Here is a 17,782-nt window from a genome sequence, read left to right on the forward strand (position 1 = left end):
GCTAGCAGCGGCCCAAAGGCGTTGGCCTAGCGCTGGCCCGCCGTGTTGCGTAAAAACAGCCTCGCTTCGTTGTCCGACGTGACTTCAGCGCAGCCAGGCTTTCAGCCAGGTGTCGAGATGGTCTTCCATCATCCAGTCGGCCAGCACCTTGGCGCGTAGCGCGTCGCCCTGGGCGCGCAGCGCGGCGCGGTCGGAGATGGCTTCGCGCAGCGCGCGCGTCCAGTCGCGGTAGCGGTTGGCCACGCGGGTGACGGGAAAATCGCCCTGATACGGCGTGAGATCGGAGCAGATGACCGGATAGCCGAGGATGCCGTATTCCAGCAGGCGCAGATGGCTCTTGGCTTCGTTGAAGGCGTTGTCTTCCAGCGGGGCGACGGCCAGATCGAGATCGAGCGCGGCCAGCCTGGCGGCATATTGATCGAGCGGCACGCCGGGGTGAAATTCCTTGACCAGCGGTTTGAGGGCTTCAGGGCACAGGCCGAAAAACACCCAATCGACTTCACTGGCCGTATCGCGCACCAGATCGGCAATCAGTTCGAGGTCGCCGGTATGGCCCACGCCCCCGGCCCAGCCTACGCGGGGCTTGCTGCGCTCGGCACGCTCAGGTTGCAAATGACCCCAGCGCGCGGCTTCGAGGTAATTGGGCTGCACCACGACTTCGTCGGTGAAATGGGCATAAGCCTTGGCCAGCGGTTCGGTGGCTACCACCAGCCGGTTGCACAGCCCGGCGGCCTTGCGAAAGCGCTTGGCGATGTCTTTATGGATGGTGCTTTTGTGCACGCTTTTGTGCGGCAGATTGGTGATGAGGTCGTCGATCTCGAACACGCGAAACGCCTTGGAGGTGCGGGCGTGGCGCTCCAGCGCCTCGATCTGCGGCCACTCCATCTGCCGCTGCACCACCAAGCTGTCGGGCTGCATGCGCTCCATTTCGGCGGGCTCGAACAGGCGCATGGTCTCCCAGCCCTGGGTGAGCCCGGCGCGGTTGAGCGCGCGCATGGGCGCGATGATGCGGTACTCGCCGCAGCCTTCACGGTCGGCGGGATGGACCAGGATGCGCGGACGGGGACGCCAGTCTGGATCCCAGCTCAGGCAGGGCTGATCGTCGAGCAGAAAGTCGGTGCTCGCAAGGCTAAGGTGGCGGTTGTAGGCGGGGTCGAAGGCGAGCTGCGGTAGCCACTTGGCATACATGGCGTCTTTTTCGGCGGCGAAGCGTTTGAGCTTGGCGTTGTCAGGCTGGGTCTCGGTGCCGCTCTTCTGGCTGGCCGAGCCTTCGTGCATCAGCAGCGCGTAGGGCGTGAACACGATGCGCAGGCCCGCCTCGCGCACTTTCAAACACAGATCGATGTCGTTGTAAGACACCTTGAAAGCCTGTTCGTCCAGACCGCCTACCTGCTCGTAAACGCTTTTGCGCACCAGCAGGCAGGCGCCGGTGACGGCCGAGAGATCTTGCGTGAGCTGGGCGCGGCCGAAGTAGCCGCGGTCTTCGGGCGGGCGGCCGATGAAGGGATTTCCTACAACTCCCAATAGACCCAGCGTCAGCCCGGCATGCTGAATCTTGCCGGGGGGATAGAGCAGCTTGGCACCGACGATGCCCACATCGGGCCGAACGGCGTGGCCCATCATTTCGTCGAGCCAGTCGTCGTGCAGCGCAGCGGTGTCGTTGTTGAGCAGCAGCAGATAGTCGCCGCGCGCGGCGCGGGCTGCGGCGTTGTTCATCGCCGAGAAGTTGAACGGGCCGGGCTGGCGCACCACGCGCAGGCGGCCGCCGAGTTCGGCCTCCTTGGCTTCGATGGCGGCCAGATAGTTGCGCGCATCAATCGTCTGGCTGTCGTTGTCGATGATGAGAATTTCGTAAGCCGGGTACTTGGTTTTTTCGATCACCGACTCCACGCAGCGCTGCAACAGCGGCAACTGGTCGCGCGTGGGAATGAGGATGGACACCAGCGGCCGCGCTTCGGGCAGCGGCCAGCGCACGCGGAACGATGGCGGAAATGGCCCCGGCTGCACCTGCGCCGCGATGCCCAGACGCTCGAAATGGCGCTGCAGGGCCGAGTGCCCGGCTTGCAGAATTTCGGGCACCGACTTTTGCGTATGCCCCGAACCCTGAAGGCGGTGATAGAGCACCTCGGGCACATGGCCGAGGGCGGCTTCTCCTGCCCCCGTGCGCTGCAGATGCTCCCACGCCCGCAGCATCAGGTCGTAGTCTTCCGCGCCTTCAGCCTGCGGGTCGAAGCCACCGAGCGCCTCGAACAGATCGCGCCGGATCAGCAACAGCCCGCCGACATAGGGCAGGCTGCGCAGATAGTCGAGATTGAAGTCGGGCTTGCAATGCGGGTTGGTGTGCTGACCATCGGCGGTGATCTGATCTTCGTCGGTGTAGACGATCTGCCACTGCGGATGCTCGCGCACGGCATGCGCGATGCGGAAGAGCGCATCCGGCGCGAGCTGGTCGCCCGCGTCGATCAGGCCGAGCCAGTTGGCCCCCGAGTTGCGCAACGCAGTGTTTGTTTCACGCATTTGCAGCTCTGGTGTGCTGTGTGAGGCAACCATAAAAGCCTGCGCAGCGAGCCATTGCGCTTCCAGGCTGGCGAGGGTTTGTCGTTGCGAAAAAGCAGCGTTTGGCATCAGGACGAGAGCCGTGACGGCAGGCTCAATACCCTGTTCCGACCAACTCGATATGGCCTCGTCGGCCCACTGGTGTTCTGCCGGAAGCCACCTACCTGCTGGCAACCATGGAAGGGTGATCTTTTGGGTCGGTACAGATACGGGAGCAGTACCTTCACGCCGCGCCATGTCGTCCAAGAGATGTTTTCTTCCTCGAGCGATCACGGCGTCACCGAGATCGTCGTGTCGACGGTATATCTCGATGTAATGCGACAGAAACTTGCCATGATGGGCCGCCAGCATGTTGTCGGCCTGCTCACGGTGGTGTACCACCGCCGTTACCGTTGGGATGTGTACGGGGTCTTTGAGACGGGCGTAGCGCAGCAGCAGATCCCAGTCTTCCAGGTTGTGCAGAGTCTCATCAAATTTTCCGATTTGATCAATGACCTGCCGCCGGTGCGCCCACGTATTGACAGGAATGAAGTTGGCGACGAACAGACGTTGACGAGAGTAGCTGCAGTCGTCTATCTGCTTGCGCCGCTGAAGTTCGTGAATCTGTCCGTTGTCCAGCCGTTCAATCACATAGTCGGATTCGGTATAAACAAAGTCCGCGCCAGTGCGTGCCATCGCTTCGACGACCGTGGAAACGTGGCTAGGCTCAAAGGTGTCGTCATCATCGAGATAAGTGATGATGTCACCCTTAGAGATCGCCAACCCTGTATTGCGTGCAGCAGACAGGCCGCGGTTTGTTCCGTGGCGCACGTACGTCAATGAGCGCCGCTCATCTCCGGTGGGTAGAAGGTGCTCTACACCTGTGCCGCAATCATTGACGACCAGAATTTCCAACCGCGGATAGTTCTGTGCCAGGACGCTATGCAGTGCCCGCGCCAGCAACGCTGGGCGCTGGTATGTCGGAATGATGACCGACACCAACGGCTGCGCCGATAGGGACGGAATCTGCGTATGCCTGTCAGGTTGGCTTTCCTGGGTAGAAGCGAGGGTAAGAAGTTCTCGTGCTCTGGCAACCTGCTCAGGTGAGTAAATTGCGTTGTGCCGTACCGTTATTACGGCGCGCAGTTTGGAATCATCGCGTAAGGCTTGGTCGATCATGCTCGGCCCCGCCTTGCGGTAAGCGAATAGTGGACGGGGGATGTGAACTGCACGAGAACCGCAGACGGCTGCGGCGATCCAGAAGTCCCAGTCACAATAGCCCTGAGCTTCTTGCCGATAGCCGCCGACCGCGTCAAACAAGGTCCGACGATAGAGCGAACAGTAGGGAATAGTGTTTGATCTGCTGAGCGTAAGAAGGTCGAAGGGGCCGCACCGTACCTCCGTTTGCAGATGCCCGAAAAAATGCAGATCAGTAAAGGCGATATCGAAGTTGGGCGACAGCGTGAGGGCATCCAAGGTGGTCTTTAGGAAGCCAGACTCGAGTCGATCATCAGCATCGAGAGGAAGAATGAATTTCCCTCCGCTTGCTCTGATAGCCGTATTGCGGGCGTGGGCTACACCCTGATTGCGAGTGGAAATGCATCGGATGTCGAAGTCTGGGTTGGCATCAATCAGGCGCTGGGCAACGGCTTGCGTGTCGTCCGGACTGCCATCGTTGACGATCAGAATTTCCAAGTCACTGAAACCCTGGCTCAGAACACTCTCAATAGCTTCTTGAAGGAGATGCCCTTGTCTGAAACAAGGAATGACGACTGAGACTTGCGGTTTTTGCATCGGAACTAGATGGGTCAGAGATACTGGAACAAGCTCAACCCCTGTACCTGCGTAAACGCCTTTTGCGCGGCCTGCAGGGCGGTGAGGCTGGACTGGTACTCGGTGATGACCTGTGGGTAGTTGATGCTGGTGAGCTGGGTTTGCTGGGTTTGTAGTTGCAGGGTGAGGCTGGAATTCTGGGTCTGCACAGCCTGCACTTGCTGCAGGCGGCTGCCGATGCTGGCTTGGGCGCTGAGCAGGTTGGTCTGGTTCTGGTCGAGGCTGGCCAGGGCATTACTGATGGACTGTGCGCGCAAGGCATTCGAGCCGGAGGCTTGCGCCGAAGCCGAGAAGGCCTGCGCCAGAGACTGAAAGGTCTGGAACAGGCTTTGCGGCGCGGCGGCGCCGATAGTGAAACTGTCGCCCGACGACGGGGTGCCGACGATGGGCACGGTGATGGCCGGGGTGTTGCCGGGGGGCAGGCTGATGCTCATGCCGGGAGTGAAGCTGCCGCTGGCGACCGGGCTGGCGGAGAACGCGCCGCCGTTGCCGCTGGCCACGGAGTAGGTCATCGACCCACCGCTGCCGCTGAAACTGATCTGGTACTGCGTGCCGTCGACCTGCAGGGTTTGCTGGGCCAGGGCGGTGTTGTTGACGGTGCCGGGCCCGGCGGTGGCGCCGCCGGTGTTGCTGCTGGCGGCGTTCACGCTGAAGGTGCCGTTGCCCGCGCGTGCATTCATGAACAGCGCGTTGCCGGGGTCGCCGATGGCGGTGTTCAGATTAGGGCCGAGCGCGAGCTGGTTCTGCCCGCCATCGCCCTGGTATTGCACGCTGCCATCCGCCTGAATGACGAAGGGCTGGGCGCCGCTCTTGCTGCCGGCGAAAAGATAGTTGCCCTGGCCGTCTTGGGTGTTGGCGTATTGCGCGAGTTGCTGCACATAGCCTTGCATGGTGGCCGCGGCGTTTTGCAGGTCTTGCGAGCTGACGGTGCCGTTATTCATCTGCACCGCGAGTTGCCGCGCCTGGCTGACCAGAGTGGTGACGCTTTGCAACGTAGCGCTTTCGAGTTGCAGCGAGTTTTGCGCGTTCTGTCCGTTTTGCGCGTAGCCGGCCAGGCGGTTGATCTGCCCGGTGAGGGCGACGTTCTGCGCCGCGGCGACCGGCTGGTCTGAGGGGTTGACCAAGGTGCTGCCGGTGGAGAGTTGCTGGCTCAGGGTGTTAAGGGTGTTCTGCTGATTGAGGATGCCGGTGAGACTGGCGGCGTAGAACTGAGAGGTGCTGATGCGCATGGCGATGCCCTTCCTTTTTACTGCACGGCCTGCAATAGCGAGGTGAACAGGCTGTTGCCCACCTGAATGGCCTTGGCCGCGGCCTGATACGCCTGCTGATATTGAATGAGGTTGGTCGCTTCTTCGTCGAGATTCACACCCGAGACCGACTGCTGCGCGGCAGATGCCTGGGCGGCGACGGCGCTGGCCGCGCTCAGTGCGCTCTGCGCCTGGTTGCCCTGCGTGGCGACCTGGCTGACGAGCTGCGAATAAGCGCCTTCGAGCGAGGTGCTGCCGCTTTCGAGCGTTTTGGCGGTTTGCAGCGCGGCCATGGCCTGCGCATTGCCGCCATTGCCACCGCTGGCCGGGCTTAGGGTAAAGGCGTCGCCCGAGACGGCGGTGCTGCCGGCGAGGGTGACGTTCCAGTAGCCGCCCGGCGGGTTGTTGGCGTAAGGGATGGACAGCACCTGCCCGCTGCCGCCCAGGCTCAGGCTGCCGCTGGCCAGCACGGTGGCCGAGCCGGATTGCGTGACCTGAAAGCCCACGGCGCCGCTGGTGCCGCCACTGGTGAGCGTGACCTGCAGGGGGGTCGGCACGCTCGCGCCCGAAATGACCAAGGCGCCGGCGCCGCTAGTGGCGCTGTATTGCCCGGCCGACAGGGTGAGGTTGCCCAGATTGGTGTTGACCAGGCTGCCCGATAGCATCTGCCCCGCGCTGGAAACATAGGGCGAGGCTGCGGCGATTTGCGTGGGGTTGGTGAGGACGGACTGAAAGTTGAGCGCCCCGTAGCGCGTGGGTTGCACCTCAAAGCTGTTGCCCGCCTGCGCCCCGCTGACGTTGACTTGCACGCCGTCGAAGTTCAGCACGGTGGCGCTGCCCGAGGTGCCCACTGTCGCCCCGCTGACGGGCTGGCCCGAGGAAAGATTGGTGACCGACCAGTTACTGCCGTCGTAGTTCAACCGGTAGTCGGCGGTGGTGAGCGCATTGGCATCGACCACGCTGCCGCTGATGACGGCATTGCCGGTATTGGCCGAGCTGGCGAGCACCTGCACCGGCCCGGCCTGAAATAGGGCCGCGCCGAACTGGCCGTTGAGATCGAGCCCCTGCGCCTGCTGGCTGTTCATGGCCGAAGCCAGACCGTCGGCGATGCGACCGAGCGCATTCTGCGCGGGCTGCAGCACCTGGCTGCGGAACTGCAGCAGCCCGCCCAGCGTGCCGCCTTGCAGGCACTGCGACAGCACCGCGCCATTGGAGGCGTAGGCCACTTCGAGCTGCGACGGGTCGTAGGCACTGGGCGTGGTTTTCAGGTCGAACGATTGCGCACCGGCTACCAGCACCTGGCCGTTGCCGGTGAACACATTGACCTGATTGCCGCCTTGCGGCAGCACGGTCACGCCCACCTGGCCCGATAACTGGGTGATGAGCTGATCGCGCTGGTCGAGCAGCGAGTTGGGCGTGCTGCCGGCGCCCGAGAGGGTATTGATCTGAACGTTGAGCTGGGCGATCTGCTGCGTGAGGCTGTTGATGGCGGTCACGCTCTGGCCGAGTTGCTGGTTGACGCCACTCGCCGCGCTTTGCAGTTGCTGCGCCGAAGTCTGAATGGTCTGGGCCAGCGACTGCGACTGGCTGATGAGGCTTTGCCGCGACGGGAGATCGGCCGGATTGGCCGCGACCTGCGCCACGCCGCTGGCGAAAAACTTGTTGATCGAGGTGCTCAGACCCGAGTCGGTGCCAGCGATCAGATTGGCGATGGGCTGGATCTGGGTGTTGAGGGTGTTTGCCCCGCTGGCGGTGGCCGCCGTGCTCCACACCTGCGATTGCAGATAGCTGTTGTAGCTGCGGGTCACGGCGTCGATCTGCGTGCCGTTGCCCAGATACTGCCCGCCATACAGGCTGGGCGTGAGGGTGCTCTGCACCGCCGTTTCGCGGCTGTAGCCGGGTGTGTTGACGTTGGCGATATTGTTGCCCGTGACCTGCAGCGCAGACTGCGCCGCTTGCAAGCCGGTGAGGGCATTGTTGAGAAGCCCGCTGATGCCCGACATCTCATCCCCTCCCTAAAGATTGGCCTTGCGTCTGGCCATACCCTTTGGCCACGCCGCTTGCCGGCCCGTAGGTGGGTTCGGCGGTTTGCCGCTGCGACTGGGTGATGGCCTGCTGCAGCGCCGCGCTCCAGACGGTGAGGCTGTGCTGCAGCGCCAGGGTTTCGTCGCGCAGGGCGGTGACTTCGGCGGTGATTTCCGGGCTGTGGCCCAGCACGGGGTCGCCCGAGCGGCGGCGCTGCGCAAAGCCTTCGAGTGCCTGGAGCAGCGGTTGCCAGATGGGGGTTACGGGCGCGGCGCCTTCGCTGCCGGTATTCACCAGCGCCTGACGCTGCTGGCGCAGCACTTCGGTGAGCGCAGCGACGAGCTGGCGTTCGTCTTGAGGGGGCTGGAGCTGGGACATGGCGGCGGATGCGGGCGCAGGGGGTATGAGAGATAACGTCACTGCGCTGCAGAACTTGAATCCGGCCCTGAATCTACCCCAAGTTGCTGCAGCGCCAGCTGCATGCGCGGGCTGCGGGCGATGGCCACCAGCTTGGCGGCATAGTCGGGATCGGTGGCGTAGCCGCTGCGCTGCAGCGCGTTGGCGAACGCCGAAATATCGTTGCCCTGACCACGGGCCGACTGGTAACGCGGACGGGAGAGCAGGGCGGCGTAGTTGTCCACACTGTCGGCGACGTTCTGGTAAGCGCGGAAGGCGGCCGTGCCCACCGACGCCACGCCATTCTGAAATTCGCGGGTGAGTGTCTGCACGGTACCGCCGGTCCAGCCGCTGCCCGCCTTGACGCCAAACACATTGTTGCCCGGCGCGTGCTGCCCCCAGCCGGTTTCAAGCGCGGCCTGCGCCAGAATGGCCACAGGCGTGACGCCCAGCTGTTTGGCCGCGGTCTGTACGCTGGGCAGAATGCTGGCGATGAACGACTTGGCCTGTTCGAGCGGCGGGGTGGCGCTTTTGGCGGACGAGCTGGGCGCGGTGGGCGAGGTGCCGGGCATCGGGTTGAGCGGCTGCACCGGCAGGGCGTTCTGACGGTAGGTGGCGAGCGACTGTGTCGGCAAGGCCGCAGTCGCGCTGCTGGCCAGCGGAAGCGCACTGGCCTGTGTGTTCACCGCATGTGCGGCGATCGATCCGCTGTCAGCGGGGGTGCCCGAAGGCTGCTGCGACGAGGCGGGGTCGAGTCCGGGGTTGAGTCCGGGGTTGAGTCCGTAGCGGGTGGACAGCTCGCGAGCGATATAAGTGGCCAGCCCCATGCCTTGCCCCTGGCTGAGGGTGGTGGCGAGTTGCTGGGTGAACATCGACTTGAACATTGGCCCCGCGGTGTCGCCTAGCAGATCCGGCCCCAGGCTGGTGGCGTTCATGGCGCTGAGCATTTGCTGCATCAGCAGCGCTTCGAATTGCTGCGCCACGGCCTTGATCGCCTGCGGGCTGCGCGGGTCGGCATTGGCGGCAGCCTTGAGCTGGTTCAGCCCCTGGAACGACAGACTGTTGGACGCCGCTGCGCCGCTGGGCGGCAGCGGGGACAGGGGCGGGCTGGGTGGCGTGGTCATGGCGGATGGGCTCTCGACTCGCTCATATCACTTCGAGCTGGGCGTGCAGCGCACCCGCCGCCTTCATGGCCTGCAGAATGGCGATGAGGTCGTTGGGCGCCGCGCCCACGGCGTTGAGTGCGCGCACCACGGCTTCGAGCGTGACGCCGGGCTTGAACATGAGCAGATTGGCCTTGTCCGCCTTGGCTTTCACATCGGTTTTGGGCACCACCGCCGTTTGCCCCGCGCCGAGCGGGTTGGGCTGGCTGACTTCGTATTGCGTGTTGATGGTGACCGACAGATTGCCGTGCGCCACCGCGCAGGCGCCCAGGGTGACGTTCTGCCCCAGCACCACGGTGCCGCTGCGGGCGTCGATCACCACTTTTGCCGGTGGCGATTCGGGCGAGACGTCCAGCGCTTCGACCTGGCCGAGAAAGGCGGTGCGGTCGCCCGCAGTCAGCGGCGCATTCACCTGAATGACCCCGGCGTTGAGCGCCGTGGCCGTGCCCGCGCCGAAACGCTGGTTGATGGAATCGGCCACGCGGCTGGCGGTGCCGAAGCTGGGGGAGTTGAGCGCAAGGGTGATCGGGCCCGCCTTGTCGAAATTGTTCGCCACGGCGCGTTCGACCGTGGCGCCGTTGGCGATCATGCCCGCGGTGAGAAAGTTGACCTGGGTGCTGTTGCCCCCCGAAGCGGCGCCGAAGCCGCTGACCACCACACTGCCCTGGGCCACGGCGTAGGTCTGGCCGTCAGCGCCTTTGAGCGGGGTCATCAGCAGGGTGCCGCCGGCCAGGCTGGAAGCATTGCCCACCGCCGAGACGGTCACGTTGATTTGCTGGCCAGGCTGCGAAAACGGCGGCAGGTTGGCAGTGATCATCACCGCGGCCACGTCTTTCGGTTGCAGGTTGGAGGCTACGCCGGGCGGCAGGTTGATGCCCAGGCGCTGAAACATGGAGAGCAGCGATTGGGTGGTGTAGGGCACTTGCGTGGCCTGGTCGCCGGTGCCGCCGAGGCCGACCACCAGGCCGTAGCCGACGAGCTGATTCACCCGCACCCCCTGCACGCTGGTGAGATCGCGGATGGCGGCGGCGTGCGCGGGCAACGCCGCGGCGCAGAGCAGGCAGAGCGCCGCCAGCCAGGCGAGTAAGTGGCGATAAGTGGCATGCTCCCCACCCCGGCCCTCCCCGCGAGCGGGGAGTGAGCCATCACTCCTCCCCCACGCCGTGGGGGAGGTTGGGAGGGGGAGGGGTGTGCGCAGTGATTCGGTCGGCATGTCGTCACCCAGTTTCAGAACGGCCACAGCGAGAGGAAGAAGCTCGCTAGCCACGGCACCTTGGCGGCGGCGTACACATCGCCGGTGCCGCTGTATTCCACGCGAGCGTTGGCAATCTGCGTACTCAGCACGGTGTTTTGCGGACTGACATCGGCCGCGCGCACCACGCCGGCCACGCGGATATATTCATGCCCGCCATTGAGCATGACTTCCTTCTGCCCGGAGATTTGCATATTGCCGTTGCTCATCACCTGCACCACGGTAGCTTGCAAGGTGGTGGTGAAAGTATTGCTCTGCGAGGTGGCGCCGTTGCCGCCGAACTTGGTGGACGAGGTTAGCCCCATCGACGGCGAGTAGCCGCCCACGGTGAAGGGTTTGCCGAAAAAGCTCGACAGCCCCGCGCTCACGTCGTCGGACTTGTTCACCGTGGTGTTGGTCGATTTGGTGGCGTTGGCGTTTTCCTGGATCAGCACAGTGATCAGGTCGCCCACGCGGTGCGCGCGGCTGTCCTCGAACAGCGAAACATTCGTGCCCGGCTGCCAGATGGCGCCGTTGGGCGTGTGCGCATTCATCGACTCCGGTTCGGCCGGAATGGGCAGGGGCTTGAGCGAACCGCTGCTGAGATGCTGCGGCGCCGTGGCGCAGGCGCCCAGCAGCAGGGCGAACGCCGCGGCCAGCAACAGGCGCAGACGGTGAGAGTCAGAGCGCAGGAAAGACATCGCGGTCATCACAGATTGTTGTTGACGTACTGCAGCATCTGGTCGGAAGCCGTCACCGCCTTGCTGTTGACTTCGTAAGCACGCTGGGTGGAGATCATGTCGACCAGTTCAGCCACCACGTTGACGTTGGACGACTCCAGATAGCCCTGCCGCACCGAGCCCAGACCGTTGAGCGTGGGCTGGCCGGTGTTGGGCGCGCCGCTGGAGCCGGTTTGCAGATAGAGGTTGTCGCCAATGCTCTGCAGCCCGGTGGGGTTGACGAAGCTGGCCAGTTGCAACGCGCCCACCTGCTGCGGCGCGGCCTGTCCCGGCAGAGTGACGGACACGGTGCCGTCGTTGCCGATGGTCACGCTTTGTGCGCTGGCCGGAATGGTGACGGTGGGCTGCACCAGATAGCCGTTGGCGGTGACGAGCTGCCCCTGGTTGTTGAGCTGGAAGGTGCCGTCGCGGGTGTAGGCGATGGTGCCATTGGGTTCGAGCACCTGAAAAAAGCCCTGGCCGTTGATGGCGACATCGAGCGAGTTGCCGGTTTGGGTGAGGTTGCCCTGCGTCATCAGCCGCTCGGTGGATACCGGGCGCACGCCGGTGCCCAGTTGCAGACCGCTGGGATATTGCGTGCTCTGCGACGACTGCGCACCCGGCTGGGTGAGGTTTTGATAGAGCAGGTCTTGAAACACGGCGCGCGAGCCTTTGAAGCCGCTGGTGTTGACGTTGGCCAGGTTGTTGGCGATCACGTCCATGCGGGTCTGTTCGGCTTCGAGGCCGGTTTTTGCAACGTAGAGCGAGCGGATCATGGCGGTTTCTCTGAAGGCGTGGTGGGGGCGGGCGCGTCGTGGCGGGTCAGCTCACGTTGAGCAATTGCGTGGCGGCCTGATGGTTCTGATCGACGGTCTGCATCAGCTTGGTCTGCATTTCGAACGCGCGGGTGTTGTCGAGAATCTGGATCATGGCCTGCACCGGGTTGACATTGCTGCCCTCTAACGCGCCCACGGCCAGCTGCACATTGCCGTCGGCCGGCGCCGGGCCCTGGGTATCGCGGAACAGGCCGTCGGCGCCGCGCTGCATCTGCGCGGGCGGCGGGTTGACGAGCTGAATGCGGTTGACCACGACCAGCGCGTTGGGCTGGCTGCCCACCGGCACGCCGGAGATGGTGCCGTCGGCGCCGATCTGTACCGACTCCAGCGGCGGCACGGAAATCGGCGCGCCGCTCTGCCCGAGCACAGGCCGACCATCGCTGGTGGACAGAATGCCGCTGGCGCTCACTTGCAGATCGCCGTTGCGGGTATAGGCGGTGTCCCCATTAGTGGCCTGCACCGCGATCCAGCCCGAGCCGCGAATCGCCACGTCGAGATTGCGGCCGGTATGGTTGATCGGCCCTTCCTGCAGGTTCGCGCTGTTGCCTTGCACCGTGGTGTAGGCGCTGGTGGGCAGGGCGTTGCCGTAGACCGGCAAGGCGCGGAACTGCGCCTGCTCGCCGCGGTAGCCGGTGGTGTTCACGTTGGCGAGATTGTTGGTCGTCACCGCTTGCTGACGCAGGACGGCGCGGGCGCCGGTGGCGGCAATCCACAAGGTATCCATGATGGAGGCGAGCTGTTTTATTACAGGCTAAGCAAAGTCTGGACCACCTGGTTCTGCGTCTTGATCGTCTGCGCATTGGCCTGATAAGCCTGCTGCGCGACGATCAGATTGACCAGTTGCGACGATAAATCGACGTTGGACTGCTCCACCGCGCTGGACTGCAGCACGCCCAGCCCGCCGCCGCCCGGCTGCCCGGTGAGCGGCTGGCCCGAGGCATAGGTGGGCACGAAGTAGTTGTTGCCCAGGCGCTGCAGACCCTGCGGCGCCTTGAAGTTGGTGAGGGTGATGAGCCCGAGCTTGGCCGATTGACCGTTGGTGTAGCGGCCGAACACCACGCCGCTGGGATCGATCGACAGATTGCTGAGCTGGCCGACCGACGAACCATCGGTGGTGAGCGAGTTCACCACCGAGGTGGCGTTGTAATTGGTCGAGCCGGCGAAGTTGAGAGTGATGTTGGAAGGTGAGGCGCCGTCTGCCCAGGTGAGGCCGGAGGCCGTTAGCGTGGCCGTGCCGCTGATCGCTCCGGTGGGGGTGAACTGGATGGTGGAGGGGCCGCCGCTGGTGATGCCGCCGGCGGCCGTGGTGCCGTCCACCGAGTAATACACATTCCAAGCCTGTCCGCTGGCCGTGGCGCTACCGGAAGGCAGAGCGTAGTAGGTGGTCAGCAGATGCGAGGTGCCCAAGCTGTCGTACACCGTGCTGGTGGTCGAGTAGTTGTAGCTGGTGGGGTCGCTGGTGCTGAAAGCGGTGCCGCTGGGGATCGGCGTGACCGAGGCATTGAGGTTCAACCCCAGCGTGCCGCTGGTCGTGGCCTTGGGCGCCAGGGTGGTGGTGGTGATCTGCAGCGGGCCGGAGCCGCCGGTGAGCACCCCGCTGACCGCGGGTGTGCCGATGAGCTGGCCGCCCGCAGCATCGACGATGTAGCCGTTCTGGTCGAGCTGGAACTGGCCGTTACGGCCATACACCGTGGCGCCGTTGTAGTTGAACTGGAAAAAGCCGCTGCCGTTGATGGCCACATCGAGCGGGTTGCTCGTGGACTCGATATTGCCCTGCGAGAACTGTTGCGCCACCGTGGCTACCGAGGTGCCGATGCCCACCTGTCCATACTGCGGCGAGGTGCCCGCGATGGCTGCGGCGTAGGTGTCGGCGAACTGGGCGTTCGAGCTTTTGAAGCCCACCGTGTTGGCGTTGGCGATGTTGTTGCCCATCACCTGCAGGTCGGTGGAGGCGGCTTGCAGGCCGGACAGGGCGGTTTGGAAGGTGCTCATGAAATCCCCCGAAAAATGGTGTGGTCTGAAGGCGGTGTGGTGTTGGGTGCTTCGGGCAAACGCTGCGGGAAAACTCGGCTGACTACATCACGCCCACGATGCTCGACAGCGGCACGGTGCTGCTCTGCCCCTCCATCTGGAGTGCGGGGCCATTGCTGCCGTTGAGATAGACCGACTGCACCTTGCCCGTCCCGAAAGGCACGGCCGCAACCGGCTGGCCGGTGCCATCCGTGGCGCTGACGTTGAAGGTGTAGTTGCCCGCAGGGGCCTGCTGCCCGCCGCTGGTCGATCCATCCCAGTTGAAGGTTTGCACGCCGGTGGGCAGGGCGCCGAGTTGCAGCGTGTCGATGGTCTGACCCGAGCTGTTGAGCACCTGCACCTGCACGTTCTGCGCGGCCGAAGCCAGGGTGAAGCCCCCGGCCGTGCCGCCGCTGCTGGGCAGGCTGAGGCTGTTGTTGTCGAACACGACGGTCTGCCCCACCAGATTGGCGGCCTGCAGCCCTTGCGTCTGCGCGAGCTGGGCGGTGAGAGTGGCCATCGACTGCTGCATGCTTTGAATGCCGCTGGCCGTGCTGAACTGCGCGAGCTGCGCCGACAGATCGGTGTTGCTCATCGGGTTCATCGGGTCCTGGTTGGTGAGCTGAGTCACCAGCAGGGTGTAGAAAGTGTTGACATTGTTCAGTCCGCTCAGGCCGCTGGCGGCGCTGCCCGAGGTGCCGCTGCTGCTGCTCGTCTGCAGCGAGGACAGGAAGGAATTGGAGCTGATGGGAGAGGTGCTCATGGCAGGGGTCTTTCAGTCAGTGGCGGGGCGTTCTGGACAATTCACTGGCCCAGCGTGAGGGTTTTCAACAGCAGGTTTTTGGTGGTGGTCATCACATTCACGTCGGCCTGATAGGCGCGCGAGGCGGAAATCATGTTGACCATTTCATCGACCGGATTGACGTTGGGGTAGCTCACATAGCCGTCTTTGTTGGCCAGCGGGTTGCCGGGCTCGTAGACAAGCTTGAGCGGGCCGGGTTTTTCCACCACACCGGCCACCTGCACGCCGTTGACGCCTGCGGGCACGCCGGGGCCGGACAGCGGCTGCGCGGCAAACACCACTTCGCGGGCGCGGTAGGGCTGGCCGTTGGAGCTGACGGCGGAGTTGGCATTCGCCAGATTGCTGGCCACCACGTTGAGGCGGTAGCTTTCAGCCGTCAGGCCGGAATTGGCCACATCGAGGGCGGAGAACAGAGACATGGTGAATGCGCCGCTTAGTTGCCGGTGATGGCGGAGGTCAGGGTTTTGATCTTGCCGGTGAGGAAGGTGAGATCGGCTTCGTACTGAATGCTGTTTTTCTGGAACGCGGCCTGCTCGCGGTTCATGTCCACCGAGTTGCCGTTCAGGCTCACGTTGTTGCCGGCCTGGTAGGCGATGAAATTCGATCCGGCCGGGGCGACGTTGCCCGCGAGTTGCCTGGCGTTCTCGGTCTTGAGCGGCAGGCCGCCGGTTTGCTGCCCGGATAAAGCGGCTTTGAACGCGGCGGAAAAATCGACATCCACCGCCTTGTAGCCGGGCGTGTTCGCATTGGCGATATTGGCCGAGAGCAATTGCTGCCGCTGCGCCCGCAGGTTCAGCGCGGTTTGCAGCGGGGCGAATTCACGGTCGAGGGCGGAAGTCATGGTCGTGGATCGGGTAGTGAGTGGCGCTTTAACTGCAGATTCCATGCCAGGCGCGACTCGCCGGGATCTGCGGGGGCGAGGCGTCGCAAGCGGCAAATGGCACGAGGGAAAGCGGCAAGACCTTGCCGCTCTACAGCTTGGGACGGCAAGCGATGGGCGTCTTACTGAGGGTTCCGGCTGGTACAGACTTTGCGTCAGGAGAAAGGCAAACCCACTACCCGGCGTCACCCTGCTCCATGCCCATCCGTCTTTATTTGTTCTCTGGCCTGCGTCTGCTCGCGCTCGCGTGGGTCGTCAATGTCAGCCTGGGCGTAGCGACATTCGCCTGGGCCGTGCCCGCCGCCGAGAGCCCGGCCACTATCCGCGCGGCGGTGGAGGCGTTCGTGCGCGCGGGGCTGCCCCCGGGCGGGGAAAAGGTAAAGATCGATGTTCAGGGGCCAGCGCCGGGGCTGCGCTTTCCGCAGTGCGCCGATCTGCACACGGCGTATTTTGGCAACGCCAACCCCTACGGCGCGCAAACCGTGGAGGTGCGTTGCACCGCGCCCTCGGTCTGGTCGCTCTACCTGCCGGTGCGGGTGGACCGGCCGCAGGGGGTGGTGGTCGTGGCGCGTGCGCTGCAGGCCGGGCATGTGCTCACTGCGGCCGATCTCACCATGGTCGAGCGCGACGCCACCCGGCTGCCCCCCGGTGCGGTGACCGACGCGCAGGCGCTGGTCGGGCAGGTGCTGCGCTACAGCGTGGCGGCGGGTCAACCGCTGGCGCAGAGCATGCTCACCGGCCCTCAGCTTGTTCACTACGGCCAGTCGGTCAGCCTGATCGCGCAGGGTATGGGTGTGCGTCTGGTGGCGCTGGGGCAGGCGATGGCGGACGGCCGCGTGGGGCAATCGGTGCTGGTGCGCAATGTGCAGTCGGGCCGGGTGGTCAGCGGGATTGTGGACGCGCAAGGGCAAGTTGTCGTCCCACTGCAATAGCTGATCTTGCGGGCGTCAAAAAACCGTCTTCCGGTGGATGAGCCGAGCAGAAAGGGTTGATTGCAGCCCCGTAAGTGCTGAGTGATGCAAAAAATAGGCCATCTACCCCCTTAAAAAGCAAGGAATCGACTGGCACCGGGTTTGCTAATCAGGAATCACCCTTTGATGGAGATTCCCATGCGTGCCCTTGCTTTGTTGCCCAGCGCCGAACCCAAACAGCCTTCCACGCCGACTTGGAGTGTGCTCGAAGGTGGTCTGATCGAAGCGGGCTCCGTAGAGCCCGAGGCTGGACCGGCGGCGGAGACTTCGGCCCTGCGATTGGCGCGGCAGATCTACGCCGCCTGGTTTCAGCGCTGCCTGCGCCAGGGCGGCCATCGCAAAAACCCCGGGGCTGTGGCCGCGTTGCCGCGAGCGGCCATCGAACACCAGCTTGACCGGGCCATCGACCGCAGCGGGCCGGATGCCGCCGAGTTGCTGCCGCTGCACGATGCGCAGCAGCAGCGTCTGGCTGAGCTCGGCGTCTTGATTAGCGCACTGGCCGCCTCCGACAAGCAGCATGTCCGGGCGGTGCAAACCTGGGATCGGCTGATCGAACTCGGCCTCGACACCCTGCAGGGCTTTGCCGATCTGGAGGTGGTGTTCGCCGCCCAGCGCGCGGCGCAAGACCCGCTGACTGGCCTTCCGGGCCGCGCCGCGCTGCAGCAGCGCCTGCAGGGCGAACAGTCGCTGGTGCTGCGCCAGGGCCGCATGTGCTCGGTGGTGATGCTCGACATCGACCACTTCAAGAGCGTCAATGACCAACACGGCCATCAGGCGGGCGACCGCGTGCTCGCCGCATTCGCCCGCCTGCTGCGCGGCGCGCTGCGTCCCTACGACGGCGTCTATCGCTACGGCGGCGAGGAGTTCGTGCTGGTGCTGCCCGGCGCCACCGCAGCGCAGGCGGTGCAAATCATCGACCGCATGCGGCAGACCATCGCGCAGCGCCCACTGGTGCAGACCCAGACCGGCGGCCTGCACATCCGCTTCTCCGCTGGCGTTGCCGCGCTGAACGAGCGCGCGATTGCGCAAACGCTGCGCTGCGCCGATGCGGCGCTGTATCACGCCAAGGCCGAAGGGCGCGATCAGGTGCGCCTCGAACGCGGCCATTGCGCATGAAATCGCCGTTCAGATCGC

Annotated in this window: 15 protein-coding genes and 1 pseudogene; 2 read left to right on the forward strand and 14 right to left on the reverse strand. The window is 64.5% G+C overall.

Going from position 1 to position 17,782, the window contains the following annotated elements:
* Positions 1 to 84: 84 nt before the first annotated feature.
* From THI_RS19300 to flgB, 14 genes and pseudogenes are all read right to left on the reverse strand, one after another.
* Positions 85 to 2,517, reverse strand: a complete 2,433-nt coding sequence (locus THI_RS19300) for a glycosyltransferase (RefSeq protein WP_407830057.1) — start codon at positions 2,515 to 2,517, stop codon at positions 85 to 87.
* A gap of 471 nt (positions 2,518 to 2,988) precedes the next feature.
* Positions 2,989 to 4,329, reverse strand: a pseudogene (locus THI_RS19615) (glycosyltransferase family 2 protein); the annotation flags it as partial.
* 14 nt (positions 4,330 to 4,343) lie between these two features.
* A complete protein-coding gene (flgL, locus tag THI_RS06890) occupies positions 4,344 to 5,597 on the reverse strand; it encodes a flagellar hook-associated protein FlgL (protein WP_013105529.1) in 1,254 nt (417 codons plus the stop codon).
* 17 nt (positions 5,598 to 5,614) lie between these two features.
* Complete coding sequence (flgK, locus tag THI_RS06895; protein ID WP_013105530.1) at positions 5,615 to 7,618, reverse strand: flagellar hook-associated protein FlgK; 2,004 nt, start codon at positions 7,616 to 7,618, stop codon at positions 5,615 to 5,617.
* Position 7,619: 1 nt separating this feature from the next.
* Positions 7,620 to 8,018 carry a hypothetical protein gene (locus THI_RS06900; RefSeq protein WP_013105531.1) on the reverse strand — a complete coding sequence of 133 codons (399 nt, stop codon included), beginning with the start codon at positions 8,016 to 8,018 and terminating at the stop codon, positions 7,620 to 7,622.
* Between the two features lie 38 nt (positions 8,019 to 8,056).
* Positions 8,057 to 9,160 (reverse strand): flagellar assembly peptidoglycan hydrolase FlgJ, encoded by a 1,104-nt coding sequence (gene flgJ / locus THI_RS06905; protein WP_013105532.1) that lies wholly within the window; start codon positions 9,158 to 9,160, stop codon positions 8,057 to 8,059.
* A 22-nt stretch (positions 9,161 to 9,182) separates the two neighbouring features.
* A complete protein-coding gene (locus THI_RS06910) occupies positions 9,183 to 10,412 on the reverse strand; it encodes a flagellar basal body P-ring protein FlgI (RefSeq protein ID WP_013105533.1) in 1,230 nt (409 codons plus the stop codon).
* A gap of 14 nt (positions 10,413 to 10,426) precedes the next feature.
* The gene (locus THI_RS06915; RefSeq protein ID WP_231836433.1) at positions 10,427 to 11,131 is read right to left on the reverse strand and encodes a flagellar basal body L-ring protein FlgH; all 705 of its coding nucleotides are present in this window, start codon (positions 11,129 to 11,131) and stop codon (positions 10,427 to 10,429) included.
* A gap of 8 nt (positions 11,132 to 11,139) precedes the next feature.
* A complete protein-coding gene (gene flgG, locus THI_RS06920; protein ID WP_013105535.1) occupies positions 11,140 to 11,925 on the reverse strand; it encodes a flagellar basal-body rod protein FlgG in 786 nt (261 codons plus the stop codon).
* A gap of 46 nt (positions 11,926 to 11,971) precedes the next feature.
* On the reverse strand, positions 11,972 to 12,709 hold the full coding sequence (flgF, locus tag THI_RS06925; protein ID WP_013105536.1) for a flagellar basal-body rod protein FlgF: 738 nt from the start codon (positions 12,707 to 12,709) through the stop codon (positions 11,972 to 11,974).
* Positions 12,710 to 12,729: 20 nt separating this feature from the next.
* Positions 12,730 to 13,977, reverse strand: coding sequence for a flagellar hook protein FlgE (flgE, locus tag THI_RS06930; RefSeq protein WP_013105537.1), 1,248 nt, complete (start codon positions 13,975 to 13,977; stop codon positions 12,730 to 12,732).
* A gap of 82 nt (positions 13,978 to 14,059) precedes the next feature.
* Positions 14,060 to 14,758 carry a flagellar hook assembly protein FlgD gene (locus tag THI_RS06935; RefSeq protein ID WP_013105538.1) on the reverse strand — a complete coding sequence of 233 codons (699 nt, stop codon included), beginning with the start codon at positions 14,756 to 14,758 and terminating at the stop codon, positions 14,060 to 14,062.
* A 41-nt stretch (positions 14,759 to 14,799) separates the two neighbouring features.
* Positions 14,800 to 15,216 (reverse strand): flagellar basal body rod protein FlgC, encoded by a 417-nt coding sequence (gene flgC, locus THI_RS06940; protein ID WP_013105539.1) that lies wholly within the window; start codon positions 15,214 to 15,216, stop codon positions 14,800 to 14,802.
* Between the two features lie 14 nt (positions 15,217 to 15,230).
* On the reverse strand, positions 15,231 to 15,638 hold the full coding sequence (gene flgB, locus THI_RS06945) for a flagellar basal body rod protein FlgB (protein WP_013105540.1): 408 nt from the start codon (positions 15,636 to 15,638) through the stop codon (positions 15,231 to 15,233).
* A 236-nt stretch (positions 15,639 to 15,874) separates the two neighbouring features.
* Between flgB and flgA the strand changes: the two genes are divergently transcribed.
* Positions 15,875 to 16,609: a flagellar basal body P-ring formation chaperone FlgA gene (gene flgA / locus THI_RS06950; protein ID WP_013105541.1), complete on the forward strand. Its 735-nt coding sequence runs from the start codon at positions 15,875 to 15,877 to the stop codon at positions 16,607 to 16,609.
* A gap of 177 nt (positions 16,610 to 16,786) precedes the next feature.
* Positions 16,787 to 17,764 carry a GGDEF domain-containing protein gene (locus THI_RS06955; RefSeq protein WP_013105542.1) on the forward strand — a complete coding sequence of 326 codons (978 nt, stop codon included), beginning with the start codon at positions 16,787 to 16,789 and terminating at the stop codon, positions 17,762 to 17,764.
* The last annotated feature ends 18 nt before the right edge of the window (positions 17,765 to 17,782 follow it).

Origin of the sequence: Thiomonas arsenitoxydans (assembly GCF_000253115.1) — a bacterium.
Taxonomy (GTDB): domain Bacteria; phylum Pseudomonadota; class Gammaproteobacteria; order Burkholderiales; family Burkholderiaceae_C; genus Thiomonas; species Thiomonas arsenitoxydans.

Excerpts from the sequence above, each read along its gene's own strand:
- THI_RS06915 (WP_231836433.1), bottom strand. The coding sequence starts at position 11,131 with ATGTCTTTCCTGCGCTCTGACTCTCACCGTCTGCGCCTGTTGCTGGCC.
- flgC (WP_013105539.1), bottom strand. The coding sequence starts at position 15,216 with ATGTCTCTGTTCTCCGCCCTCGATGTGGCCAATTCCGGCCTGACGGCT.
- flgG (WP_013105535.1), bottom strand. The coding sequence starts at position 11,925 with ATGATCCGCTCGCTCTACGTTGCAAAAACCGGCCTCGAAGCCGAACAG.
- flgE (WP_013105537.1), bottom strand. The coding sequence starts at position 13,977 with ATGAGCACCTTCCAAACCGCCCTGTCCGGCCTGCAAGCCGCCTCCACC.
- flgF (WP_013105536.1), bottom strand. The coding sequence starts at position 12,709 with ATGGATACCTTGTGGATTGCCGCCACCGGCGCCCGCGCCGTCCTGCGT.
- THI_RS06955 (WP_013105542.1), top strand. The coding sequence starts at position 16,787 with ATGCGTGCCCTTGCTTTGTTGCCCAGCGCCGAACCCAAACAGCCTTCC.
- THI_RS06900 (WP_013105531.1), bottom strand. The coding sequence starts at position 8,018 with ATGTCCCAGCTCCAGCCCCCTCAAGACGAACGCCAGCTCGTCGCTGCG.
- flgK (WP_013105530.1), bottom strand. The coding sequence starts at position 7,618 with ATGTCGGGCATCAGCGGGCTTCTCAACAATGCCCTCACCGGCTTGCAA.
- THI_RS19300 (WP_407830057.1), bottom strand. The coding sequence starts at position 2,517 with ATGCGTGAAACAAACACTGCGTTGCGCAACTCGGGGGCCAACTGGCTC.
- flgB (WP_013105540.1), bottom strand. The coding sequence starts at position 15,638 with ATGACTTCCGCCCTCGACCGTGAATTCGCCCCGCTGCAAACCGCGCTG.
- flgJ (WP_013105532.1), bottom strand. The coding sequence starts at position 9,160 with ATGACCACGCCACCCAGCCCGCCCCTGTCCCCGCTGCCGCCCAGCGGC.
- flgA (WP_013105541.1), top strand. The coding sequence starts at position 15,875 with ATGCCCATCCGTCTTTATTTGTTCTCTGGCCTGCGTCTGCTCGCGCTC.
- flgL (WP_013105529.1), bottom strand. The coding sequence starts at position 5,597 with ATGCGCATCAGCACCTCTCAGTTCTACGCCGCCAGTCTCACCGGCATC.
- THI_RS06935 (WP_013105538.1), bottom strand. The coding sequence starts at position 14,758 with ATGAGCACCTCTCCCATCAGCTCCAATTCCTTCCTGTCCTCGCTGCAG.
- THI_RS06910 (WP_013105533.1), bottom strand. The coding sequence starts at position 10,412 with ATGCCGACCGAATCACTGCGCACACCCCTCCCCCTCCCAACCTCCCCC.